At 64.3% G+C, this 24,436-nt stretch carries 27 protein-coding genes; 1 reads left to right on the forward strand and 26 read right to left on the reverse strand.

All coding sequences use genetic code 11. The annotated features are described in order from the left end of the window. Position 1: 1 nt before the first annotated feature. The 9 genes from dxr to rpsB all read right to left on the reverse strand — a co-directional run bounded on the left by dxr (position 2) and on the right by rpsB (position 7,527). Complete coding sequence (dxr, locus tag FOC40_RS06740) at positions 2–1,273, reverse strand: 1-deoxy-D-xylulose-5-phosphate reductoisomerase (RefSeq protein WP_003795345.1); 1,272 nt, start codon at positions 1,271–1,273, stop codon at positions 2–4. Then, positions 1,273–1,821 carry a DivIVA domain-containing protein gene (locus FOC40_RS06745; protein ID WP_003795344.1) on the reverse strand — a complete coding sequence of 183 codons (549 nt, stop codon included), beginning with the start codon at positions 1,819–1,821 and terminating at the stop codon, positions 1,273–1,275. Before FOC40_RS06745 ends, dxr begins: the two co-directional genes overlap by 1 nt. Further along, positions 1,818–2,222, reverse strand: coding sequence for a hypothetical protein (locus FOC40_RS06750; protein ID WP_231125982.1), 405 nt, complete (start codon positions 2,220–2,222; stop codon positions 1,818–1,820). The genes FOC40_RS06745 and FOC40_RS06750 overlap by 4 nt, the downstream gene beginning before the upstream one ends. Next, entirely contained in the window at positions 2,219–3,499 is a 1,281-nt protein-coding gene (gene rlmN / locus FOC40_RS06755; protein WP_003795339.1) for a 23S rRNA (adenine(2503)-C(2))-methyltransferase RlmN, read from the reverse strand. The genes FOC40_RS06750 and rlmN overlap by 4 nt, the downstream gene beginning before the upstream one ends. Continuing rightward, entirely contained in the window at positions 3,496–4,407 is a 912-nt protein-coding gene (locus tag FOC40_RS06760) for a phosphatidate cytidylyltransferase (protein ID WP_003795337.1), read from the reverse strand. The genes rlmN and FOC40_RS06760 overlap by 4 nt, the downstream gene beginning before the upstream one ends. After that, the gene (frr, locus tag FOC40_RS06765) at positions 4,407–4,964 is read right to left on the reverse strand and encodes a ribosome recycling factor (RefSeq protein WP_003795334.1); all 558 of its coding nucleotides are present in this window, start codon (positions 4,962–4,964) and stop codon (positions 4,407–4,409) included. Before frr ends, FOC40_RS06760 begins: the two co-directional genes overlap by 1 nt. A gap of 38 nt (positions 4,965–5,002) precedes the next feature. After that, positions 5,003–5,713: a UMP kinase gene (pyrH, locus tag FOC40_RS06770; protein ID WP_003795332.1), complete on the reverse strand. Its 711-nt coding sequence runs from the start codon at positions 5,711–5,713 to the stop codon at positions 5,003–5,005. Positions 5,714–5,843: 130 nt separating this feature from the next. Beyond that, the gene (tsf, locus tag FOC40_RS06775) at positions 5,844–6,671 is read right to left on the reverse strand and encodes a translation elongation factor Ts (RefSeq protein ID WP_003795330.1); all 828 of its coding nucleotides are present in this window, start codon (positions 6,669–6,671) and stop codon (positions 5,844–5,846) included. Positions 6,672–6,696: 25 nt separating this feature from the next. Continuing rightward, positions 6,697–7,527 (reverse strand): 30S ribosomal protein S2, encoded by an 831-nt coding sequence (gene rpsB, locus FOC40_RS06780; RefSeq protein ID WP_003795329.1) that lies wholly within the window; start codon positions 7,525–7,527, stop codon positions 6,697–6,699. Between the two features lie 407 nt (positions 7,528–7,934). Between rpsB and FOC40_RS06785 the strand changes: the two genes are divergently transcribed. Beyond that, entirely contained in the window at positions 7,935–8,465 is a 531-nt protein-coding gene (locus FOC40_RS06785) for a M23 family metallopeptidase (protein WP_081445518.1), read from the forward strand. 66 nt (positions 8,466–8,531) lie between these two features. Here the strand turns inward: FOC40_RS06785 and FOC40_RS06790 are convergent, their stop codons facing one another. The 17 genes from FOC40_RS06790 to FOC40_RS06870 form a co-directional block, all read right to left on the reverse strand. After that, a complete protein-coding gene (locus tag FOC40_RS06790) occupies positions 8,532–9,443 on the reverse strand; it encodes a tyrosine recombinase XerC (protein WP_039929384.1) in 912 nt (303 codons plus the stop codon). A gap of 9 nt (positions 9,444–9,452) precedes the next feature. Further along, positions 9,453–10,613, reverse strand: a complete 1,161-nt coding sequence (gene dprA, locus FOC40_RS06795; RefSeq protein WP_003795323.1) for a DNA-processing protein DprA — start codon at positions 10,611–10,613, stop codon at positions 9,453–9,455. Beyond that, a complete protein-coding gene (locus FOC40_RS06800) occupies positions 10,606–12,153 on the reverse strand; it encodes a YifB family Mg chelatase-like AAA ATPase (protein WP_039929382.1) in 1,548 nt (515 codons plus the stop codon). Before FOC40_RS06800 ends, dprA begins: the two co-directional genes overlap by 8 nt. Next, positions 12,150–12,590, reverse strand: a complete 441-nt coding sequence (locus FOC40_RS06805) for a YraN family protein (protein WP_003795318.1) — start codon at positions 12,588–12,590, stop codon at positions 12,150–12,152. The genes FOC40_RS06800 and FOC40_RS06805 overlap by 4 nt, the downstream gene beginning before the upstream one ends. A 127-nt stretch (positions 12,591–12,717) precedes the next feature. Next, a complete protein-coding gene (locus FOC40_RS06810) occupies positions 12,718–13,017 on the reverse strand; it encodes a DUF2469 domain-containing protein (protein WP_003795316.1) in 300 nt (99 codons plus the stop codon). Between the two features lie 54 nt (positions 13,018–13,071). Continuing rightward, positions 13,072–13,743: a ribonuclease HII gene (locus tag FOC40_RS06815; RefSeq protein WP_003795314.1), complete on the reverse strand. Its 672-nt coding sequence runs from the start codon at positions 13,741–13,743 to the stop codon at positions 13,072–13,074. Next, on the reverse strand, positions 13,740–14,486 hold the full coding sequence (gene lepB / locus FOC40_RS06820; protein ID WP_050755233.1) for a signal peptidase I: 747 nt from the start codon (positions 14,484–14,486) through the stop codon (positions 13,740–13,742). The genes FOC40_RS06815 and lepB overlap by 4 nt, the downstream gene beginning before the upstream one ends. 110 nt (positions 14,487–14,596) lie before the next feature. Then, positions 14,597–14,953 carry a 50S ribosomal protein L19 gene (gene rplS / locus FOC40_RS06825; RefSeq protein WP_003792825.1) on the reverse strand — a complete coding sequence of 119 codons (357 nt, stop codon included), beginning with the start codon at positions 14,951–14,953 and terminating at the stop codon, positions 14,597–14,599. A gap of 172 nt (positions 14,954–15,125) precedes the next feature. After that, a complete protein-coding gene (gene trmD, locus FOC40_RS06830; protein ID WP_039929379.1) occupies positions 15,126–16,478 on the reverse strand; it encodes a tRNA (guanosine(37)-N1)-methyltransferase TrmD in 1,353 nt (450 codons plus the stop codon). Positions 16,479–16,482: 4 nt separating this feature from the next. Further along, a complete protein-coding gene (gene rimM, locus FOC40_RS06835) occupies positions 16,483–16,995 on the reverse strand; it encodes a ribosome maturation factor RimM (RefSeq protein WP_003795307.1) in 513 nt (170 codons plus the stop codon). A gap of 89 nt (positions 16,996–17,084) precedes the next feature. Continuing rightward, positions 17,085–17,324: an RNA-binding protein gene (locus tag FOC40_RS06840; protein WP_003795306.1), complete on the reverse strand. Its 240-nt coding sequence runs from the start codon at positions 17,322–17,324 to the stop codon at positions 17,085–17,087. A gap of 2 nt (positions 17,325–17,326) precedes the next feature. After that, entirely contained in the window at positions 17,327–17,794 is a 468-nt protein-coding gene (rpsP, locus tag FOC40_RS06845) for a 30S ribosomal protein S16 (protein WP_034466400.1), read from the reverse strand. Between the two features lie 215 nt (positions 17,795–18,009). Then, complete coding sequence (locus FOC40_RS06850) at positions 18,010–19,116, reverse strand: amidohydrolase family protein (protein ID WP_003795302.1); 1,107 nt, start codon at positions 19,114–19,116, stop codon at positions 18,010–18,012. Between the two features lie 3 nt (positions 19,117–19,119). After that, positions 19,120–20,703: a signal recognition particle protein gene (gene ffh, locus FOC40_RS06855; protein WP_003795300.1), complete on the reverse strand. Its 1,584-nt coding sequence runs from the start codon at positions 20,701–20,703 to the stop codon at positions 19,120–19,122. 102 nt (positions 20,704–20,805) lie between these two features. Beyond that, entirely contained in the window at positions 20,806–22,047 is a 1,242-nt protein-coding gene (gene ftsY / locus FOC40_RS06860; RefSeq protein WP_003795298.1) for a signal recognition particle-docking protein FtsY, read from the reverse strand. Between the two features lie 61 nt (positions 22,048–22,108). Then, entirely contained in the window at positions 22,109–22,504 is a 396-nt protein-coding gene (locus FOC40_RS06865) for a hypothetical protein (protein WP_003795297.1), read from the reverse strand. A gap of 126 nt (positions 22,505–22,630) precedes the next feature. Next, on the reverse strand, positions 22,631–24,316 hold the full coding sequence (locus tag FOC40_RS06870; RefSeq protein ID WP_003795295.1) for an RNA polymerase sigma factor: 1,686 nt from the start codon (positions 24,314–24,316) through the stop codon (positions 22,631–22,633). Positions 24,317–24,436: the final 120 nt, after the last annotated feature.

Below are 24,436 nucleotides of genomic sequence, written 5' to 3' on the forward strand. Positions count from 1 at the left end.
CTCACATATCCTTCCACTGGCCGACGCGAACGAGTTCGCGCGCACGCTGATCAGCCCAGCGCTGTGCTGCCACGATGTCATCCAACGAGGGGTCAGCGACGCCCTCATGCTCATGCACAACGCTCGCCACCGTGTCCACGATCGCAAGCCACGGCACCTCCCCCGCGATAAACGCGTCAACTAGCACCTCGTTCGCGGCGTTGAGCACCGCGGGATGCGTCGCCGAGGCCGCGACCGCGAAGCGAGCAAGGTTGATCGCGGGGAACGTCTCGTTATCCACCGGCTCAAAGGTCCACTCCGATGCGGACGCCCAGGTCAGCGGCTTCTCGACGTCCCGGAGGCGCTCGGGCCAGGTGAGCCCAAGCGCAATCGGCAGACGCATATCCGGAGGTGAGGCCTGGAGCGTCGTCGCGCCGTCGTACCACGTCACCATCGAATGCACGATGGACTGCGGGTGCACGGTCGCGATGATGTGCTCGGGCGCGACGTCGAACAGCAGGTGGGCCTCAATGAGTTCCAACCCCTTGTTGATCAGGGTCGACGAGTTGATCGTGACGACGGGCCCCATCTGCCACGTCGGATGCGCCAAGGCTTGCTCGGCGCGCACGCCACGCAACTGATCGCGCGTGCGGCCACGGAAGGGGCCACCCGACGCGGTCAGCACGAGATCTGCGACCTCGGAGCGGCCAGACACCAACGAAGAGGTGAGACCGCGTTCATGCACACCCGAAGCCAACGCCTGGGCGATCGCCGAATGCTCGGAATCCACCGGGACGATCTGCCCCGGGAAACGCATGGCGTTCTTCACGAGCGCACCACCGACGACCAGCGACTCCTTGTTCGCCAGCGCCAGGCGCGCACCGCACTTCAAAGCAGCAAGCGTCGACGACAGGCCCACACCGCCCGTAATGCCGTTGAGCACCACCGGCGTTGCTCGCGGGTACAGCTGCGCCGCACGCTCAACGGACGCGCACACAACCTCAACGGACGCGTTCTCGCCGACGAAAACCTCCGGGCACGTGCCACCCATCGACTCCACAGCAGCCGACAATTCCTCGCGAACGTCGCGAGCCACGCCCACGTACGCGGGATTCAACGCGACGATCTGCACGGCAAGCTCGGTGATCGACGCACCGCCGGCGCTGAGGCCAAGGACGTCGAAACGCCCGCGGTTCGCCTCGATGACCTCACGTGCCTGGGTACCGATCGATCCCGTCGAGCCAAGCAGGACGACGGGGATAGTGGACGTGTGTTCTTCCACCGACACGGGCATCAGTCAACCGCAAGCAGAATTTCGACGGCACGCCCGAGGTACGCGTCCACGGGGCCCTCCATGTAGGCCTTCTTGCCGCGCTTGGGGCGGAAGGTCGACAGACGAATCTCGTCAGCGGTCAGCTCCCCGGCCTCGTCGAAGTACGCCACGATACGATCCAGCAGATCGTCAACTTCCTCGCAGGAGTAGCCACGTCCCGACGTCGGGTGTGCGAAGCGCTCACCGCGGGGGCGCTGCAGACGCGGGTACAGGGTCGTCGCACGGTCGGCGACCCTGTCGTACCACGCTGCCTCACCCTCAGCTGCGACCGAATCCGCGCGATCACGTTTCACGAAAGCCGCCTCCAGGCGGTTCATTGCAGCGTCCACGGCATCGATGTTGTAGCCGCGATTCTTCAGCTCAAAAGTGGCCAGACGCACCTGCTCTGAGCTGAACTGCTCCGGGGGAACACCACCCTCGTAGGCGCGGCGAGCGTCTTCGAAGAACGCATCGACCTGTGCGCAGTCGTAGCCCTTCGAGAAGAGACCAACCCTAGGAAACTCAGTCATGACTGCTCCTTTTCCTGTGTCATGGAACGAAGAATCTGTTCGACGGCCTCAGGCGTGCCGAAATCAGCATACTCAGAAGAAACGGTAGTCGGCTCCGTAGCTGGCAGCGTCGCAGCGTGAACGTCGCTGCCCACACTGTTCGCACGGCACGCCACTCGCCTGCGCTCGGCGTGACGCAGCATGTCAATGAGACGGTCGATCTCTGCATCGACCTCCTCGTCATTGAAGCCGCGCAGTTTCGTAGAAAACTCCAGATCCAGAGCCTTCTGAGCCGTCACGACCCTCTCAGGATCCATCTCCTCGCCAGTCAGTGTGCGTTCGACGTCCGCGAGAAAAGTCAGGACCTCGCTCACGTCGTAGCCCATGCGCAGGAAACTGCGGGAAAAATCTGTCCTGATCACGCGCGCACCTCCCCGACCGGGCGCTTACCGTCAGCAACCGCCGTCGCCAGCTGCCCACACGCGCCGTCAATATCCGAGCCGCGCGTATCACGGATCGACGTCGCGATACCGTTGTCCTGCAGGCGCTTGACGAACGCCTCCTGAGCAGCCCGCGTCGATGCCGTCCAGATGGACCCGGGCGTCGGATTCAAGGGGATGGGGTTCACATGCACCCAGCCGTGGCCGCGCTTATTGAGTTCATCGGCCAGCAGCTGCGCGCGCCATTCCTGATCGTTCATGTTCTTGATGAGCGCGTATTCGATCGACACGCGCCGACCCGTCGCGAGGAAGTACCCGCGCGCCGCATCGAGCAGCTCGCCGACCTTCCACCGCGAGTTGATCGGGATCAGCTCGTCACGAAGATCATCGTCGGGCGCATGGAGCGAGACCGCGAGCGTCACCGGCATGCCCTCCCCCGCCAGCTTCTTGATCGCGGGGACCAAGCCGACCGTCGACACGGTGATGTTGCGGGCGCTCATACCGAAGCCCTCGGGCGCCGGATCAATCAACCGGTGGAGCGCGGCGACAACCGTCTTGTAGTTAGCGAGGGGCTCGCCCATGCCCATGAAGACGACGTTGGACAGCTTCGTCGGACCACCGGCCAGCTTGCCGTCACGGCACGATGCCTGGGCCTCTCGAACCTGGTCGACGATCTCCGCCGTCGACAGGTTGCGCGTCAGGCCCATCTGACCCGTCGCGCAGAATGGACACGCCATGCCGCAGCCCGCCTGCGACGAGACGCACAGCGTCGTTCGCTGGGGGTAGCGCATGAGAACAGACTCGACCTGCGCGCCGTCGTACAGGCGCCACAAATCCTTGATCGTGCGCCCACCGTCAGCCTCTAGGGATACAACCTTCGTCACGAGCTTGGGCAACAGGGCATCCGAGACCGCTTCATGCATCCCAGCCGGGATATCGCTCATGTTCGCGGGATCAGCCTCAAAATGCGTGAAGTAATGGCGCGACAGCTGATCGGCGCGGAAAGCGGGCAACCCCAGGTCCTTCAGCACCTGCTTGCGGGCTACAGCATCCAGATCAGCGAGATGCGACGGAGCCTTTCCACGCCGCTTCGCGGTGAACGACAGGACCGGCTTAGCGTCCTTATGAGTCGCCCCCTCCGGCGGCTGATCGGTCGGACGAACCTCACGGCGCGGGCTGCGACGCTGAAGATCCGACACCCCCAGGGTGTTCGGCGTACGCGCCTGCGCCCCGCGGGGCCCCTTCGTCGATTGACTCAATGGCTAGACTCCCAAGAAATACCCGGCAGCGCCCACGCAAAACTGAAGTAGGCAACCGGCGCGCTCATGAGCAGCGCGTCCACTCGGTCGAGAACACCACCGTGGCCCGGCAGGATCTGCGACATGTCTTTCAGGCCGGCCTCACGCTTAATGAGAGACTCGGTCAGGTCGCCCATCGTACCCACAAAGGCGATGGAGATACCCGCAACGACACCCCACCACCAGGAAGCTCCCAGCAACCACAGCCCGACCACGCCGACGGCGATGGCCGTCAGGGCAGAACCTGCGAAGCCTTCCCAGGATTTCTTCGGAGACAGAGCGGGAGCCATGGGGTGCTTGCCGAACATGACGCCGGCAGCCCAGCCGCCAGTGTCGTTGGCGATGACCATGAGTTCAAAGACGACAAACACCCAGGCGTTCTGCCACGCCGCCATCATGAGGACGACGAACGAGGCCAGGAACGGCACGTAGACGGCGGCAAACGTTGACGATACAACGTCGCTCATTCGCGACTGTTGACGACGGTCCAGGAGTCTCCACGCCGCGCAGACGAATACCGTGATGTACAGGGCGAAGAGCATGCCCTCTGTGCCCAGCCACCACGCGCAGGTCACCATGCCGATAGCGCCGACATACAGGGGCGTCACCGTCAGCGTGATACCCATGCGAGCGAAAGCACCCGCGAGTTCCCAGATGCCAACCAGGCACACGAAGGCGATGACGCCGACAAACGCGGGCAGCGAGGTGAATAGAGGGACGGCGACCGCGGCAATCAGGACGACTGCGGTCGTGATCGCCTGCGGAAGATTACGCCCAGCCTTCCCCGTTGCCCCATCCGCGGGATGATTGTCGCGAGTGGGGCCCGGGGAGAAGACTCGGGCAAGAAGTGAACGATCCGTCGACGCCATCAGATCGTCAGCAGTTCGCTTTCCTTCGTCGCGAGCATCTTGTCGATCTGCTCGGTGTGGGCCTTCGTAAGGCCATCAAGCTGCTTTTCAGCGCGCTCGACGTCGTCCTCGGAGGCCTCGCCGTCCTTCTTCAGGCGGTCGAGCTGATCCTTCGCCTTACGACGCACACCGCGCACGGACACACGACCGTCCTCAGCCTTGCTCTTTGCCTGCTTCACGTACTCCTTACGGCGCTCCTCCGTCAGGGCGGGCAGAACGACGCGCACCACGTTGCCATCGTCGGTCGGGTTCACGCCAAGGTCCGACTCACGCAGTGTGCGAATGATCTCCTGGGTCGCGGTGCGATCGAAGGGAGAGATCAGGACGGTGCGAGCCTCGGGAATCTGGAAGCTAGCAAGCTGCTGCATCGGCGTCGGAGCGCCGTAGTAGTCCACCAGAAGCTGCTCGAACATCGAAGACGTCGCACGTCCGGTACGAATGTTCGAAAACTCGTGGCTGGCCGCTTCCACGGCCTTGTCCATCTTTTCCTCGGCCTCGAGGAGAATATCGTCGATCACTATGAGCTCCTTTAAGTCAGTGGTCTGTGAAGGTTATATCACGCCGTCACTAGGGTACCGATTTCATCGCCCATCAGCGCGCGGGTCACGGCACCGTCGCCACCCATGCCAAAGATGCGCGTCGTCAGTCCATTGTCGCGGCACAGGGCCAGCGCCGAACCGTCAATCACCTTGAGATCGCGACGCAGCGCCTCAGAATAGGTCAGCGTGTCGAAGCGGTGAGCGTCGGGATTCTTGTTCGGATCATCGTCGTACACGCCGTCCACGCCGTTCTTGGCGACGAGGAGTTCGTCGCAGTGAATCTCCAGAGCACGCTGTGCGGACACCGTGTCCGTCGAGAAGTACGGCAGGCCCGCGCCAGCGCCGAAGACAACGACGCGCCCCTTCTCCAGGTGACGAATCGCTCGAAGCGGCAGGTAGGGCTCGGCAACCTGAGCCATCGTGATGGCCGTCTGCACACGGGCAGGGACACCGGACTGATCGATAAAGTCCTGGAGTGCGAGCGCGTTCATAACGGTGCCGAGCATGCCCATGTAGTCCGCGCGCGAGCGCTCAAGACCCTCGCGGGCAAGCTGCGCACCACGGAAGAAGTTGCCACCACCGACGACGATCGCCACCTGGACGCCCTCGCGCACAGCCGTCGCGACCTGCTCCGCGATGTTGCGGACAACCTTGGGGTCCAAACCGATCGATCCACCCCCGAATGCTTCTCCGGACAGCTTGAGCAAAACGCGGCGGTTCGTCGACATGACGCTTCTCCTTTGTAACGGCCCGGGAAGGGCGGAACGGTTAAGAGCCATACTACCTGGTAAAAGGGAAGCGGCCCCGCCGTTCGGCGGGACCGCTCCCATTTGTCAGCAAGCTGACGACGTGGCCAGATCAGGCACCGACGTGCACGCGCACGAAGTTGGTGACCGTGGCGCCGGCCTCCTTGAGGACCTGAGCAACGGACTTCGAGGGGTCACGCGCGAAGGCCTGGTCAACGAGGCAGTTGTCCTTGTAGAACGCGTTCAGGCGGCCCTCAACGATCTTGGGAACGATGTTGGCGGGCTTGCCTTCCTCGAGCGTGATCTTCTCAAGGGTGGCGCGCTCCTTGTCGAGCACGTCGGCCGGAACCGAATCGCGATCGAGGTAGGCGGGCATGTAGGCGGCAACGTGCATCGCGATGTCGTGGGCAACGGACTTGCCGGCGGCGTCGGTGACGACGAAGACGCCAACCTGCGGGGGCAGGTCGGGGTTGGTCTGGTGCAGGTAGAGGTCGACGTTCTCGCCCTCAACGCGCACGATGCGGCCAACCTGCAGCTTCTCGCCGATGATGGCGGCGAAAGCGTCCAGGCGGTCCTTGACGGTGCCCTCGCCCATGGGGGCGGCGAACAGCGCGTCCAGGTCGGCGGCACCAGAAGCGACGGCGGCGGCCAGGACCTCGTTAGAGAAGTCGATGAACTTCTGGTTCTTGGCGACGAAGTCCGTCTCGGAGTTGACCTCGACCAGCACGCCGACGGTGCCGTCGGTCTGCGCGGCCAGCAGGCCGGCGGAGGCCTGGCGGCCCTCGCGCTTGGACAGGGACTTCAGGCCCTTCAGGCGGATGATCTCGAGAGCCTTCTCGGCGTCGCCGTCGGCCTCGGTCAGAGCCTTCTTGACATCCATCATGCCGGCGCCGGTCTGCTCACGCAGCGCCTTCACATCTGCAGCGGTGAAATTCGCCATCGGATGATTCCTCTCAGTTAAAAGTTCAGTCCTGCTTGGTGGTCGACTCTTCGGCGACCTCAGCAGCGGCAGCTTCGTCAGCCTTAACCTCGCCCTCGAGGAGCTCGCGCTCCCACTCGGCCAGCGGCTCAGCGGCGGCCTCTTCGCCCTTGCCCTTGCGCACGTCGGAGCGGGCGATGAGGCCCTCGGCGACGGCGTCGGCGATCACGCGGGTCAGCAGCGCGACGGCGCGGATGGCGTCATCGTTGCCGGGGATGCGGTAGTCGACCTCGTCCGGATCGGCGTTGGTGTCGAGGATGGCGACGATCGGGATGCGCAGCTTGCGAGCCTCGGAGACCGCGAGGTGCTCCTTCTTGGGGTCGACGATCCACACGGCCGAGGGAACCTTGGTCATGTCGCGGATGCCGCCCAGAGTGCGCGAGAGCTTGTCCTTCTCACGGCGCATCATGAGCAGTTCCTTCTTGGTGTGACCGGAGGAGGCCACGTCGTCGAAGTCGATCTGCTCGAGTTCCTTCAGGCGCTGCAGACGGGTGGCAACGGTCGAGAAGTTGGTGAGCATGCCGCCGAGCCAACGGTGGTTCACGTAGGGCATGCCGACGCGCTGGGCCTGCTCGGCCACGGCTTCCTGGGCCTGCTTCTTGGTGCCAACGAAGAGCAGAGTGCCACCGTGGGCAACGGTCTGCTTCACGAAGTCGAAGGCGATGTCGATGTCAGCAATGGTCTGCTGCAGGTCAATGATGTAGATGCCGTTGCGCTCGGTGAGGATGAAGCGCTTCATCTTCGGGTTCCAACGGCGAGTCTGGTGGCCGAAGTGGACACCGGACTCGAGGAGCTGACGCATGGTAACGACTGCCATGGTTCGTCCTTTCCCCGCAAGTCGCGAGTGATCAGTGGGGTTTCCCCCGGGTTATCGGTTAGCTGTGCGCGTTGCGCACCCTGGTGCCATGACCGGCGACCATCCCCGAAAGGACCGAAGCCGCCGCGCCTCGCTCCCCTGGCGGTTCCCCGTGGGTCGCGATAATGGCACGCGAAGTCACCTGCACAGGGCAAGTGCCCGGCTATCTTACCTCACAAGTGCACAAATGTCCGAAACCAGGCGCATGAGACGTTGCCTACTGGATTCATCTTCGACGAGGCCAGGGCAGCTCGGTACAGACACGCCGTCTTCGCTCGTTATCCACAGGGTCCTTTCGCGTCGCAGCAGTATCCACAACCAACGCCGGCCGACTAGACCTGTGCGCCGTGTCCCCTCACGCTGATGTCATGACCTCTGTAATCCCGAACCGTGGCCGATTGAGAGCGGCTACACTGATCGCCACCTTCGTCAGCACGCTGCTCCTTGTTGCGACAACGCCGGGCGTAGCAACCCCGCACCGCGAGCGGTGGCAGTGGCCAACAGGTGGGCCCGTGGCCGTCGTCGAAGGATTCGCCCCACCCGCCCACGACTGGCTTCCCGGGCGGCGTGGGGTGACGTTGCAGTATCCGGCTCCCTCCCCGGTGTACGCGTGTGCATCGGGCACTGTGACCGTTGCCGGTCCCATCGCGGGCAGGGGCGTCATTTCGATTCGGCACGAGGTCGGCGGGCGCGTCGTCTGGTCGACGTATCTGCCCGTGACGCCATCAGTTGCTGTTGGCGATCACGTCCAGAAAGGAAGCATCATCGGCCTCGTCGAAGGGGACTCACCCACGCTGCACTGGGGCGCAAAGACCGGCAGGCGCACGTACATCGATCCAATACGTATGACGCTCGGGCGCCCGCGCCTTCTCCCCTGGGACGACGCGTTGGCTCGATAGCCTCATACGAATTACCGAACGCGGTCGGCGATCACCGACGAGACAGCGCGTCCCAGCCCGAGGGTCCTAGGCGCGGGGGTGCGCCCGCTGATAGATCGCGCTCAGACGAGCGGTATCCACGTGGGTGTAGCGCTGGGTGGTCGACAGCGACGAGTGACCGAGCATCTCCTGGACCGCACGCAGGTCGGCTCCGCCCTGCAGCAGGTGCGTCGCCGTGGAATGGCGCAGCCCGTGTGGCGCGATGTCGTGCACGCCTGCGCGAGCCGCCGTCTTGTGTACCATCGACCGCACGATGCGCGGATCGATGCGACCACCCTTATCGCCGAGGAAGAGGGCGTTCCCGCTGCGCTCCCCGGCCAACTGGGGACGGCCTCGTACCAGCCAATGGTCGAGGGCGTCGGCAGCAGGAGGACCGTAGGGAACCACCCGCTCTTTGTTACCTTTACCGACGACCCGCACGGTGAGGGCCTCGCGGTTCAAGGAGGGGATGTCGAGGGCACAGACTTCGGAGACGCGAAGCCCGCACGCGTACGTCAGCTCGAGGATTGCCCAATTGCGAATCTGGGAGGCCCCTCCCGCCGCGGCTTCATCGCGAGCAGTATTGAGGAGCACCCTCGCATCGGACTCATCGAGCGGAGACGGCAGAAGCTGGTCCGCGCGCGGAGACGACAGGAGCGCTGCGGGGTCGCTCACCAGGATTCCTTCACGCATTGCCCAGGAGGTGAAGTTGCGAATCGCGGCGGTGTGGCGCGCGATCGTCGAGCGTGCTCCCCCATCCGCGAGGGTGCGAGCCAACCAGGAACGCACTGCGCGCTGCGTGAGCGCCTCACGCAACTGCTCGGGGGTCGCGTCCGCGTCGAGCGAGAGGAACTCCATGAGCGAGTGAAGATCCCCGAGGTACGCGGAAACTGTGTGGGGGCTCATTCGCCGCCCAAGACGCAAGTACTCTTCCCAGCGCTCCCCCACATTGCGTGTCATATCGATATCCTACGGTCTGCCTCCGCCTGTTCGCGTCCACCCACGCGTCGATCCGGCCACTAGACCCGCAACCGAGAGCTCCATGAGCGCATAGTTCACTTCTTCGCGCGACAGTGCCGCAGCAACACAGATCGCTTCGACCGACGCGGGCGCACTCCGGGGAAGAGCCTCCCACACCCGACGCTGAGTCGGCTCTAGGGCATCAACCCCGTGATCATCGTCGACCGGCATACCGAACAGAGGCTGGGCGGCGTCAACGCTCACCGGGCGCACGAGTTCGAGGGCGTCGCGCCCATCGCGGATGATCGTCGCTCCGTTGCGCGCGAGCTCGAGGCACCCCACTGACATCGGCGCGTCGACCGCGCCGGGGACTGCACCTAGCTCACGCCCGTATTCCATGGCACGCCGCGCCGTCGCAAGGGCACCGGAGCGCGCTCCCGCCTCGACGACCACGGTCGCCCCACTCCATGCAGCAATCAGACGGTTACGGGTCAGGAAACGCCACTTCGCCGGCCTCGCGGTGGGAGCGACCTCGGAGATCAGGGCACCACCACCATCGATGACGGTGCGAAAGTCGCCACCGTGGCACGCGGGGTAGGGATTGCACACGCCCCCTGCGAGGATGCAGATCGTGCGCCCACGCGCAGACAGTGCACCGCGGTGAGCCTCAATATCAATGCCGATCGCTCCCCCAGACACGACCGTCACGCCTGCCGCAGCGACGAATGCCGCCATGTTGCGTGCGCACCTGTTTCCCGCGCCGGTGGAAGCGCGAGCTCCCACGATAGACAGATGATGATCCGCCTGCGGAGCGCCGGGCAGGTCGCCGAGGAACCACAATCCCATTGGCTCCTCCTCCCCCAGGCACGCAAGGTGCTCTGGCCAGCGTGGATCGCCGGGTGTCATGAATCCGCCGCCCGCACGAGCGACGCGTGTCAGCTCACTGTCGATGTCGACCGAGAGGGCGCGCTGCCTCCACCGATTCCACTGCGTGTGCCAGTCAATCCTCGAGTGACGGGCAAGCGCCAACGGCGGTGCCGACCAAGCCCCGATCAGCCACGCGCGCGCATCTCGATCCCCTAAGGACTGACGAAGGATGCGTGCGCACGGATCAGCCGGCTCAGCGACGGCAGACCACCAGGCGGCCTCCCACAGTTCTGTGTCATTCATAGTGATCCGCTCCGTTCCGCAGCTGCTGCGCTGCAACAATGTGGTCAAAGGTCGGCCGAGGCACAGCCTCGAGATCGGCGAGCGTCCATGCCAGGCGTAGCATCCGGTCGATTCCGCGCATAGACGAGTGACCGGAATCGACGAGCCGATCAAGTTGATGAATGAGCGAAGCATCGATGCCTGAGTGGTGTCGCAGCCACGCTCCCGGAAGCTGGGCGTTCATGGTCCACGGCGTGCCTTTAAGGCGCGTGCGTGCCCTCAAGCGCGCCTCGATAACACGCCCACGTATCGATGCGGAATCGCGTGTCTGTGTCGACGCGAGGTCCGCCCGACTGGGGGTGTGCACGTCGATGCGGATGTCCATCCGATCCAGCAACGGCCCGGACAAACGTGCGAGATACCTGCGTCGATTCATCGAGGAACAGGTGCATCGCCGCCCTCCGTATCCGCCTCCACACGGGCACGGATTAGAGGCCATCACCAGTTGGAATGCGGCGGGATAACGCGCCTGAACGCCCGAGCGATGCACATGGATGACACCCGATTCGAGGGGTTCGCGCAGCGAGTCAAGGACGGAGGGAGCAAACTCGGCGGCCTCGTCGAGAAAGAGGATCCCTCCATGCGCCAGCGACGCTGCCCCGGGGACGAGCGTGCGCGTGCCGCCACCGATCAGCGCCGGCATGGTCACCGAATGGTGTGGGGCTTGGAATGGCGGCCGCGTCATCAGCGATATCGAGGAAGGCAACAGGCCCGCCACCGAATGCAACGAGGTGGTGACGAGAGCGGTGTCGGCGTCGAGATCTGGAAGTATCGTCGGCAGTCGGGAGGCGAGCATCGTCTTGCCAGATCCGGGCTCTCCGAGAAGAAACACGTGGTGCCCACCGGCAGCTGCAACTTCCATCGCCGCAATTGCCTCGGGCTGACCACGCACGTCGGCCATGTCTGCGAGGGTCGGATCAGCATCACTGTATCCCTCGCGGCGCACACCCATTCTCCCGTGGAACGGAGCCTTCACAGCCTCTCCCCCGGCCCAGGCGATGAGGTCAGCCAGATGCGCGAAGTCAAGGACCTCAATGCCGCTGACCAGACGCGCTTCCTGGCCGCATCCCGACGGCACGATCACCCGGCGCACGCCCCGCGAACGTGCGGCCAGCACAGCCGGCAGCACCCCGCGCACCGGCTGAATACTTCCATCCAACGCAAGCTCACCAACGAGGACCGCGTCCTCAAAAGCCACCGGCGAGACGAGGCCTGTGGCCAGAGCGATGGACGCCGCGATCGAGAGGTCAAAAGCCGACCCCGACTTCGGAATGCCAGCAGGGGACAGATTTACGGTGATGCGTTGGTCCAAGACGTCCAGGCCACACGATTCGAACGCAGCACGCACGCGATCGCGTGCCTCGCGCACGGAGGTGTCGAGCAGGCCGACGAGCGTGAACGCCACGAGGCCCGACCCCGCGTATGTCTCCACGTCGACAAGGTGTCCCTCGATGCCGACGATGCTCATAGAGTACGTGCGCGCAAGTCCCGGCCCTCTCATTGCACACCCCTCAACCACACGACCTGTGCCCCCAGAGCGCGAAGATCCACTGCCTCGTCCATGGGAGCCGGCCAGGATTCCAGCGTCCGCGCGTCCACGGTGATGGCGACGACGTCGATACGCACACGCGAAGCAAGGTGACCGTGTGCCCTGCACCACGCACCCGTCAGCGCTCGAAGCCGCGCCACCTTGCGATGATCGACCGAGGCAAGCGCACTCCCCTTCCTGCGCCCGACCCTGGTGCGCACCTCCACGATCACGGTCCACGAACGCGACGGATCGGTCTCGTCACGCGCGATGATATCGAGCTCGCCCCGACGACCATCTCGCCAGTTGGTGTCAAGAAGGCGCAGGCCTTCCTCTTCGAGCGCCAGTCGAGCGGTATATTCGCCCGCAGCGCCAATGGCCCGACGATCGGGCCGTATTGAGCATCCCATCACGGATCACCTCCGCACCCACAGTGCGCCTGAGACAGTCTGTGACACAATGCGAAAACCGCCCCCTGTGGATAGGGAGCGGTTCGCAAAAAGGCCTGTGGACAACCGCGGAGCGGCTCATCCGCATTTATGGGATGTCGAGCTCCGGCTTGGAGAGCTCCTCGACATTCACGTCCTTGTAGGTGATGACGCGCACAGAGCGCACGAAGCGCGACGAGCGGTAGATGTCCCACACCCACGCGTCGCTGAGCGTCAGCTCGAAAAAGACGTCGCCGCCGACCGGGCGTGCCTGCACATCAACGTGGTTGCACAGATAGAAACGCCTCTCGGTCTCCACGACGTACTTGAACAACCCGATGACGTCGCGGTACTCCTTGAAGAGTTCCAGCTCCAGATTGTTTTCGTAACCTTCGATTTCTTCGCTCACGCAACCATCATGCCGGGCCGCGCGCCCAGCCGAGCCACGCCACCCCGGCGCGCCCTACTTTGTGGCCTGCGTCGGCATCTTCCACGAGCGACGATGCTGATCCGACACGCCGAGCTCGACGATCGCGCGAGTGTGGGCGGCCGATCCGTAGCCTTTGTTCGATGCCCATCCGTAGCCCGGATCCTCGAGCTCCGCCATGAGGTGATCACGTTCAACCTTCGCGAGGACGGACGCTGCGGCAACGACCGCGCAGGACGCGTCGGCCTTCACCTGCATCTGCACGGGCAGATCGACGCCGAAAGGATCCCCAGGCCCGTCGATGGCACCGAACAGATCGTCGGGTGCGGACAGCCAATCGTGCGAGCCGTCCAGCAGAACACCACCGGGAACGAGGCCGTGACTGGCTACCTCGGCCAGAGCGCGCCAGCCCGCCAGACGAAGCGCGGCGATGATGCCCCAGTCATCAATCTCCTGTGGGGAGGCGTAGCCAACTGCGCAAGCCAAGGTCCATTCACGCACGGGATCGACGAGGGCCTCGCGCCGACGAGTAGTCAGCGCTTTCGAGTCGGTGAGGCCTTCAGGAACCGGTGCGGCATCGATGCCAATGAACGCCACACCCACGGCGACAGGACCGGCCAGAGCCCCGCGCCCCACCTCATCCATCCCCGCAACGATCCCCCACCGACGCGCGAGAGAGACCTCAAGGTCACGCGAGGCGGTCGTCATGAGGCGTCCGGAACAGACGCGAACACCTCGTGGTGCGCGATGTCCGTCGTCCAACGCGACGTGGGCCAGATGACCGCCTGAACGGTACCGACGACCGAGGAAACCGGCACGTAGGGAGACTGCCCCGACCCCATGTGGTAGCGAGAATCAGCCGAGTTCGAACGGTTGTCACCCATCACCCACAGGTGTCCCTCGGGAACGACAACATCAAAAGTGCGCTCGCCACACGGCACCTGGCCATCGGGCACGTAGGTCTCGTCAAGCTCAACTCCGTTGACGCTCACCTTGCCGTTCGCACTGGTGCATGACACACGATCGCCACCGACGCCGATGACGCGCTTGACGAGCGTCTGCTCACTGCCTCCCGGAACGAAACCGGTGAACTCCCCCAGCCGGCGCAGCACTGAGGGAGAAGTCGCCTGCGACGAGCCCAGCCAGCCGAGGGTGTCATCGAAGACGACGACATCCCCGCGGTGCACGTTCGAGCGAAGCGCATCGATACGCGAGACGGCAATGCGGTCATCCTCCACCAGCGTGTTGTGCATCGACGGTGAAGGAATCCAGAAAACCTGGACGATGAAGGCACGCAGCAGCGACGAAATCACGAGGGCAACCACGATGATCATGAGGATCTCGCGCAGCCACACGAGAGGGTTGCGACGAGCGCGAGCCTCCGCGCGATCACGATCCCGAAGAGAAGGCGAATGCAGTGGGCCGAGTGACGGTCCTGCTGTCGGGGTCATGCAATCTCCTTGTCGTTGCGTCAACCATCCCAGGATACGGCGAGGCCCGACACCGGCGCGCGGTGTCGGGCCTTTCCGTGAAAAATGCCAAGGCGTATGCCTGGCAAGCCTCAGGCGGACTTGCCGGAACGGTGTTCCTTGATCTTCGCGGCCTTGCCGTGACGCTCACGCAGGTAGTAGAGCTTAGCGCGACGCACGTCGCCCTTGGTAACGACCTCGATGTGGTCGATCGTGGGGGCGTGGACCGGGAAGGTACGCTCGACGCCCACACCGAAGGAAACCTTGCGGATCGTGAACGTGGAGGACACACCGTGACCGCGACGAGCGATCACGACACCCTGGAAGACCTGGATACGAGAGCGGTTACCTTCGATGACCTTGACGTGCACCTTGAGGGTGTCGCCAGCTCGGAACGAGGGGATGTCATCGCGCAGCGAAGCCGCATCAACGGCGTCCAGCTTCTGCATTTCTTCTCCTTGACGCAACTGCCGCAGGTCGGAAGCGCCTGGTTGGGCGGGTCGAACCCGCTCACTTGACGTGTGATCGTGCGCCTCGGTGTCCCCCTGCGGCAGGATGAACCGCGCACAATCTCGTTTATTGTCCCACAGCAGGACACACCAGGGCTAGTCCGCGGATGTGTTATGCGGTGAGATCACGCACCATGACAACGTCGTAGTTGCGTACGCCGCCGACATCGAAGGTTCGGCTCGAACGCTTGCGGAATCCGTGGCGCTTGTAGAAGGCCTGCGCCTCCTTGTTCCCTCGATTGGTGCCGAGCACAACAGCGGCATGCCCCAAGTCTCGCGCATCGGCGATAGCACGCTCGATGAGCGCATCTGCAACACCGCTGCCACGCCACGCCTCGTCAACATAGCACTTGGACAGGTAGGCACTACCTTCCTCCACGCGCCCGGGACGCACCATGTCGCTCGGCAGCGCATCGGGTCCAACGTGGGTGAGCACGTAACCGACGAGGCCACCCCAGACCTCGGCGACGAACAGGCGATGATGCTCGGGATCGGAAATAAGAGCGTCAAACACGTCGGCACTGAGTTGCGTGGCGATGTACTCCGCAATCGCTTCCTCGGACAGTTTCTCGGGGCAAGCATCCGGGAACGTACGCGCCGCGAGCTCGCTGACTGCGACGACGTCCTCAAGCTCAGCCTGTCGCACGTCGAGCCGTTCCGCCCCGCCAGCTCGCGGATACGCAACACCGCAGCGGGCCAGCATCGCACGGTCCTCGCGCGTCAGCGACGAAGCATCCAGTGACAGCGCGAGATCGGGGCGCACGCGAGCCGTCTTCTCAATCGCGCGATCGCGCCGCCACCGCTCAATCGCCGCGTGATGACCGCCAAGAAGCACCTCGGGGATCTCAAGGGAGCGGAACTCCCTGGGCTTGGTGAACGCGGGGTATTCGAGGAGTCCCGCACCCGAGTGCGATTCTTCAACGAGGGAGCCCGGGTTTCCCATAAATCCTTCGAGAAGACGCGCAACAGCCTCAGTAAGAACCATCGCGGCAACCTCGCCACCATTGAGCACATAGTCGCCGATAGAAAACTCGACAACCTCGACGCCAGCGCCGCGGTAGTACTCGGCAACACGGGCGTCGATCCCCTCATAGCGTCCACAGGCAACGATGATCTGGTTGGCGCGCGCAAGATCCTCAACCCGCGCCTGGGTCAGCGGCGTTCCCGACGGCGTCGGGATCGCGAGGACGCGACGCGGCGAGGCCTGAATCCCATCGCCGTCGCGCTCCGCGAGCGGCATGGCAAGCACCTCGTCAAGGGCGCGAGCCCACACATCCGCACGCATTACCATGCCCGCGCCACCGCCGTAGGGGGTGTCATCGACGCTGCGATGCTTGCCGGTGGCCCACTCGCGCAGGTCGTGCGCCTGGAGATGCACGAGGCCGGCGTCCTCTGCCTTCCCCATCAGCGAGAGGCGAAGAGGCGCAAAATAGTCAGGGAAAATCGAAATAAGGTCGAAACGCACGGTGTCAGTCGCCCTCGCGCTCCGACACGGCATCCTCGTCAAACAGGCCGGGGGGCGCATCAATGACGACAAATCCACCCTCGACATCGACCGTCGGGACGAGGGCCGTCACAAAGGGCACCATAACAGTGCCTCGATCCGTGGCAACGAGAAGCAAATCCTGAGCCACGCCCGGAGTCAGTCCACTGACGGTACCGAGAACATCGCCGGACGGAGTACGCGCCTGGAGCCCCTTGAGTTCGTGCGGATACCAGGCATCCTCCTCGGGGTGAGCGTCGACGAGCAGGCGGGCACCGCGCAGAGCCTCAGCATCCTCGCGAGTCACGCATTCCTCAAAAGACGCAAGCACGCGATCCTTGTGCACGCGAACGGTGCGCACAGTGAGGCTGCGCTGATCTCCCGCAATGTCCAAGCGCGAACCGGGTGCCATGACCTCGGGATCGTCGCTGCGCACGTCCACGATGACCTCGCCTCGCAAGCCGTGGGCGGGGCCGACGATAGCGGCTGTGAGCTGCATGTGTTCTCCTGACGGTAAACGGGGACTCCCCCGAAGGATACAACGAAGGGGCCCGGCAGTGCCGGACCCCTTCGTGACGTGTGCGAGTCTTACTCGCGATCCGTGTCGACGACGTCAACGCGGACGGCGCCACGCGTGGACAACGCACCCATGACGGTGCGCAGCGCGCGAGCCGTCCGACCGCCGCGTCCGATGACGCGACCCAGATCCTCGGGGTTCACGCGAACCTCAAGAAGCTGGCCACGTCGCATGGAACGAGGCGTCACCTCGACATCTTCGGGGTGGTCAACGATGCCGCTGACCAGGTGCTCCAACGCGTCGGCGAGCATGCTCAGGCATCCTCTCCGGCGGCCTCTTCGGAAGCCTGCTCGCCGGCCTCAGCCTCAGCAGCGGCTGCGGCTGCGGCGGCCTCTTCCTCGGCCTTCTTGGCGGAAGCAGCGGCCTTGGACTTCTCGGCAGCAGCCTCGGCGTCCTTGATGGCCTGCTCGGCCTGGGCGGCCTTGTCAGCCTCGGAGACGATGACGCGGGAAACAGCGTCGGCCTTGCCGTTGAACTTGGCGATGTCACCGGTCAGGACCAGCAGCTTGCGGACCTGGTCGGAAGGCTGAGCGCCAACACCGAGCCAGTACTGGGCACGCTCAGAGTCGATGCGGATGATCGACGGGTTGGGCTGAGGATCGTAGTAACCGACCTCTTCGATGACGCGGCCGTCACGCTTCTTGCGCGAATCGACAACGACAACACGGTACTGGGCGGCGTGGATCTTACCCACGCGCTTCAGGCGAATTCGAACTGCCACTTGAGTGGTCTCTCCATTTCAGATTGATGTGGACCTTTGCGTCCCAAGGTGGGAAACACAGGGGTCGCATTGGGCCGGGACACGACGGCACGCAGTGAGAGGGTCTACGAACCGCCGGGTACAGCTAGCGATTATGCCATATGTCGCCCCTGAATCCCAAGTCAGGAGCGAGTGCCGTGTCGCGCGAATCGGTTAAATCGATCACTGCCGCGAACTCAGGAGGACAGACGCTCCCATATGGGCGTTCCGCCCACCGTGACGCGCACGGGGTTCGCAAGGATCGTCGGATTGGCCCTCGGATCCTCGTCCAGGATGAGGAAATCAGCGGGACCCCCCTCGACGAGGCCGGGGTAACCGAGGTAGCGCTGGCTCACCCACGTCGCAGCGTCGATCGTGAACTCAGCGGGCGCGCCCCATCGGAGCCACAGGTCGAGCTCGCCGGCGATCGTGCCATGATCCTGGTAGCCGCCCGAGTCGGTTCCCATCAAGAGAAGGACGCCGGAGTCGACGAGCATCTCGAAGTGGGAGCGCCGCTCGTCGTACATTGCCCGCATCGTCGCCGCATAGACGGGGTACTTCGCCCCCGCCTGGGCCGCAAAATCCTTGAAGAGCTCGACCTGGCGCAGCGTCGGCGTCACCGCGATGCCGCGTGCGGCAATCTCGTTGGCCTGATCCGCATCGATACCGCTGCCATGTTCAATGTCGTCAACGCCGGCCTCAATGAGTGAGTCGATCACGCGGTGCGAGAACGCGTGCACGGCGATCCTCGCCCCGGCCTCGTGCACGGCGGCAACAGCGTCAGTCAACACCGCGGGGTCCCACAGAGGCATGAGGTCAGAGTCTGCTCCAGCGCTGCGGTCGATCCAGTCACCGACGATCTTCACCCACCCGTCGGAGGAGTGCGCCATTGACGCGAGGACCGCAGGAAGCACGCTCTGATCATCGACGTCCAGCGGCAGGTCACGCATGTAGCGCTTCGGACGCGCAACATGGCGACCACAGCGGATCAGGTGCAGGCCGGTTGCACGAGCGGCAAGCGAGTTATCAACCGGCACGCCACAGTCGCGCGCGACGGTCACGCCGCTCGCGAGCGTCGCGCGCGCCTGCTCGACCATCTCAGCCTCGGACACCGAACCGGACTCCGAGTATCCAATGTGGCAGTGCGTATCCACCATGCCGGGGACGACGAATCCCTCCGACGGCGCGTTTTCCACCTCGCTCACACGGCGGATGACTCCCCCATCGACGCGCCACGTGCCGCGCACCCACGACGGGCGCTCGGACTCGTTATCCGCCCACAGGGCGAGGCCACTGAACTCCATGCCTCAGAGCTGGCCGAGCATGCGCTTGACGTCGTCCGGCAGATCGTCGATCGTCGGACGCGGAGCGGGGGCCTCCTGGGCAACGCCGAAGGAGGAACCCTGGGGCGCGCTGCGCTCAGACGGAGGCAGCATGGCCTCCAGCTCCTGCTGGCGACGCTTCGCGGGGTTACCGGATCGTGCGCTCTTCTTCATGCGAGCACGCTGGGCCTGAGCCTTGCGGGCGTTGGCCTTCTGCTTTGCCTTGCCGCCGCGGCCGGGCAGTGCGCCCATACCGGGAACACCGCCACCCATCTGGCCCATCTGCGCCATCATCTCGCGCGCAGCCTCGAAACGCTGGACGAGCTGGTTCACCTCGGTGACAGTCGTGCCGGAACCGCGGGCGATACGCGCTCGACGCGAACCGTTAAGGATCGACACGTCCTCGCGCTCGGCCGGGGTCATCGAGCGGACGATGGCCTCCACGCGGTCGACCTCGCGCTCGTCGAAGTTCTCGATCTGCTCGCGCATCTGGGCGGCACCCGGGATCATGCCGAGCATCTTCTTCATCGAACCAAGCTTCTTGATCTGCTGAAGCTGGCTCAGGAAGTCGCCGAGGGTGAGCTGGCCGGCCATTGCCTTAGCCGCAACCTTCTCCGCCTCCTCGGCATCCATCTTCTTTTCAGCCTGCTCGATGAGGGTGAGGATGTCACCCATGTCGAGGATGCGGCCGGCCATACGGTCGGCGTGGAAGCGCTCAAAGTCGTCGAGGCCCTCGCCCGTCGAGGCAAAAAGAATCGGCGCGCCGGTCACACCGCGAACGGACAGCGCGGCACCACCGCGCGCATCGCCGTCGAGCTTAGATAGGACGACGCCCGTGAAGCCGACGCCGTCACGGAAGGCTGTCGAGGTGGAGACCGCGTCCTGACCGACCATGGCGTCAAGGACGAACATGATCTCGTGGGGGTTGACGGCATCGCGGATGGCGATCGCCTGCTCCATCATCTCCTGGTCGACGCCGAGGCGACCTGCCGTATCGACGATGACCACGTTGATGCCGCTCTGGCGGGCGAACTCGACGCCGCTACGCGCAACCTCGACGGGATCGCCCACGCCGTTGCCGGGCTCGGGCGCCCACACCTTGACGCCGGCGCGCTCGCCGACAACCTGGAGCTGCTGGACGGCGTTGGGACGCTGGAGGTCGGAGGCGACGAGCAGGACCGTCTTGCCCTCCTCGCGCAGCCACTTACCCAGCTTTCCGGCGAGGGTGGTCTTACCGGCACCCTGGAGGCCAGCGAGCATGAAGACGGTGGGACCGGACTCAGCGAAAGTCAGCTCACGCGTGGCGCCACCGAGGATCTCAACGAGCTCCTCGTGCACGATGGAAACGACCTGCTGACCCGGGTTGAGGGCCTTCGAGCGGGCTGCGCCGTAGGCCTTTTCGCGCACCTGCGTGGTGAACTGGCGAACGACGGGGAGCGCAACGTCCGCGTCGATGAGGGCGCGACGGATGTCGGAAATCGCGTGATCGACGTCCGACTCGGTCAGGACGCCGCGGCTACGCAGGCTACGGAACGACTGGCTCAGACGATCTGACAGGTTTCCAAACACGTGTTTACTCCCAGGATGGCGGCTGTACTAGGCACAGGTTAGCGCACCTCGGCCCCGGGAGTCGTCTCACCGGGGCCGAGGTACGCGTCATGGTGGCGGGGTTCAGCCCTGCGCGGAACCCACGATCGCGTCGACGAAGCCCTGCGGATCGAAGGGGGCCAGATCGTCGGCCCCCTCGCCGAGGCCGACGAACTTGACGGGAACGCCCAGCGCACGCTGGACGGAGACGACGATGCCACCCTTGGCGGAACCGTCGAGCTTCGTCAGAACGATGCCGGTCACGCCGGTAGCTTCCGCGAAGACCTCGGCCTGCTTCATGCCGTTCTGGCCGGTGGTGGCGTCAAGAACCAGAAGGACCTCGGAGACCGGGGCCTGCTTGGTCATGACGCGCTTGATCTTACCGAGCTCGTCCATCAGCGTGGACTTGTTCTGCAGGCGTCCCGCGGTATCGACGAGAACAACATCGACGTCACGATCGACGCCTTCGCGCACGGCTTCGAAAGCAACAGAGGCCGGGTCTGCACCCTCGCGGTCGCTGCGCACGACGTCGACGCCAACTCGCTCGCCCCACGTCGCCAGCTGATCAGCGGCGGCCGCGCGGAAGGTGTCGGCGGCGCCCAGGATCACGGACTTGTCTTCCGCGACGAGGATGCGCGCGAGCTTGCCAACGGTCGTGGTCTTTCCGGTGCCGTTCACACCGACCATCAGGACAACCGCGGGCTTGCCGGAGCCGTCGACCTCGGGGCGTTCGAGGTTGAGAGAGCGATCCATGGCGGGATCGACGAGCTCCAGGAGCTCCTCGCGAAGGATCTCACGGATGCGCGCTTCGTCAGTCACGGACTCGACCGCGACGCGACGCTTGAGGGCTTCCATCAACGTGTCAGTGGCCTCCAGGCCAAGGTCAGCGATGAGGAGAGACTCCTCGATCTCCTCCCAGTCGGCGGCACCGAGCTGGCCACGGCTGAGAACGCCAAGGATCGCACGCCCAAGCGAGCCGGAAGACGCGAGGCGTTCGCGCAGGCGCTCCATGCGGCCGCGCACGGGTTCGGGGCGCTCGATGGACGAGGCCGGGGTTGCGGGAGCCTCAGAGCTCTGCTCGGGGGTGGGCGCGAGCTCATCTACCGGACCCGCTCGAGGCTGGTCCGCTGTATCAAGCGGCGCCTCGGTAGGCGAATCGGGACGAGCCTCGACGGAAGCCTGAGCCTGCGGCTGAGGGGTCACGTCCCGCGAGGAACGGCGACGCGAACTCACGACAAGACGAATAACGACGCCGATAAGCACGGCGACCGCCAGGGCGATAACGACTGCCCACGGCGATTGGAGGGTAGAAACAAAAGCGTCCATAGGGTCATTATCCCCTATGGACGCTCGTGACAAAAAACCTGAGTGCGGCATCACTGCCTTATTACTGCGTTGACTCCTGCACGGACTCGCCGCCTCCGTCAGCGCTACGACGGCCACGGTCAAAGCGCACGCTCACGCGGTCGGTCACCGTTTCGAGGCGGTCGATGCCGGGTAGGCGGTCAGCGTCGAAGTAGGCGCTCCTCGAGTCAGCGCTTTGCAGGAGCGAGTGCAGGGACGCCGTACGCGGAACCACGGGTCCGTCGGGTGAGGAGGAGGTACGCTTGGGTAGCGAGTGATGGGTCTTCACCTCGTCGGCGATTTCCTCACTCTCTCGCTTGATGACGCCCTTCCATTCGTCCGCGCTACGGCGCGACAGCGCCAGCACAGCGACGACGCCGCCAGCGACGACGAGTACCAGAACGACGGTCAAAACGAGAATCAATGCACCCTCAAGCATGTGATCATCCTGCCTTACGAGAACCTCAATGCGCGACGATGCCACCCGCACATGCACGCATTGTGACGATGTTGTCACGAGGGCCGGGAACGATTGTTCCCGGCCCTCGAACGCGTCGATAGCGCGTCAGTCGAGGTAGTCGCGCAGAACCTGCGAACGCGAGGGGTGGCGCAGCTTCGACATGGTCTTGGACTCAATCTGACGGATACGCTCGCGCGTCACGCCGTAGACCTTGCCGATCTCATCGAGAGTCTTCGGCTGACCGTCGCCCAAGCCGAAGCGCATCGACACAACGCCGGCTTCACGCTCAGACAGTGTGTCCAGGACGTGGTGAAGCTGTTCCTGCAGCAGGGTGAAGGACACGGCGTCCGCGGGCACGATGGCCTCGGAGTCCTCAATCAGGTCACCGAACTCGGAGTCGCCGTCCTCGCCGAGGGGCGTGTGCAGCGAAATCGGCTCGCGACCATACTTCTGAACTTCGACGACCTTCTCGGCGGTCATGTCGAGTTCCTTAGCCAGTTCCTCGGGAGTGGGTTCGCGACCCAGGTCCTGGAGCATCTGGCGTTGGACGCGCGCGAGCTTGTTGATGACCTCGACCATGTGCACCGGAATGCGGATCGTACGAGCTTGGTCCGCCATCGCGCGGGTGATCGCCTGACGAATCCACCAGGTGGCGTAGGTCGAGAACTTGTAGCCCTTCGTGTAGTCGAACTTTTCGACAGCGCGGATAAGGCCCAGGTTGCCTTCCTGAATCAGGTCCAGGAACTGCATACCGCGGCCGGTGTAGCGCTTGGCCAGCGACACGACAAGGCGGAGGTTCGCCTCGAGCAGGTGGTTCTTCGCCTGCTGACCATCCTGTGCGAGAAAGTGCAGCTCACGACGCTCGCGGCTGGTCATCTCATCAGCCTGGTTCTTCAGCTTGTACTCGGCGTAGAGGCCCGCTTCGATACGGCGGGCGAGGTCCACTTCCTGCTCAGCGTTCAGCAGGGAGACCTTACCGATCTGCTTGAGGTAGTCCTTCACAGGGTCGGCGGTTGCACCGGCGACCGTCACCTGCTGGACAGGTTCGTCGGTCTCATCGGAATCGGAGACGACAAAGCCGCCCTTGACGTGGATACCATCGTTCGTGCGTTCACGAAGTGCGGCGCCCTCAGCGAGCTTCGGATCCTCTTCCTCTGCTTCGTCCTCTGCGTCGACGTCGTCTTCGTCGACGGTCTCAGTACCGAGTTCGGGGTCCTCGAGGTCCTCGCCAGTCGGCTCGAAGTCTTCGTCGACGGTGTCAACGAGCTCCTCGACGGCCTCCTCGACGATCTCTTCTTCCTTCTTCTTGCGACCGCGCGTCTTCTTCGCAGCGGGCTTCTTCGTCGTATTCTCTTCGGAAGCGTCGGTGGCCTTCTTCGCCGTCTTTTTACCAGCCTTCTTTCTCGCGGGGGCCTTCTCGGCGGCCTCTGCGGCGTCGGCGGCTTTCTTCGCCGTCTTCTTAGCAGCCGTCTTCTTCGCGGGAGCCTTCTTCCCGGTCTCCCCGGCGTCGTCAGCCTTCTTCGTGGTCTTCTTAGCAGTCGCCTTCGGTGCCGAAGCCTTCGGCTCGACATCTGCAGCGTCAGGAGCTTTCTTCGCGGGAGCCTTCTTCGCCGGGGCCTTCTTCGCGGCAGACTTCTTCTCCTCGGCGGGAGCGCTCGCCGCGTCGACCGTGGCAGCAGCCTTCTTGGCGCGCGCGGCCTTCTTCGCGGGGGTCTTCACCTCCGTGGTTTCCTCAGTCGTCGCGGAGTCCTTTGCCGAAGCGCGAGATGCACTCACACGGGTCCCTTTCATTGATGGGCATGCACAACGGAGCCGATTGCAAATCGGCATACCAGCGCCAAGTCTAGTGCCTTGCCGTTTAGTTTTCCTGACGGTATGTGTGAGGATCCCCCGCCCTGGGGCTCACGCACG

The sequence above is a fragment of the Schaalia odontolytica genome (genome assembly GCF_009730335.1).
GTDB classification, from domain to species: Bacteria; Actinomycetota; Actinomycetes; order Actinomycetales; family Actinomycetaceae; genus Pauljensenia; species Pauljensenia dentiphila.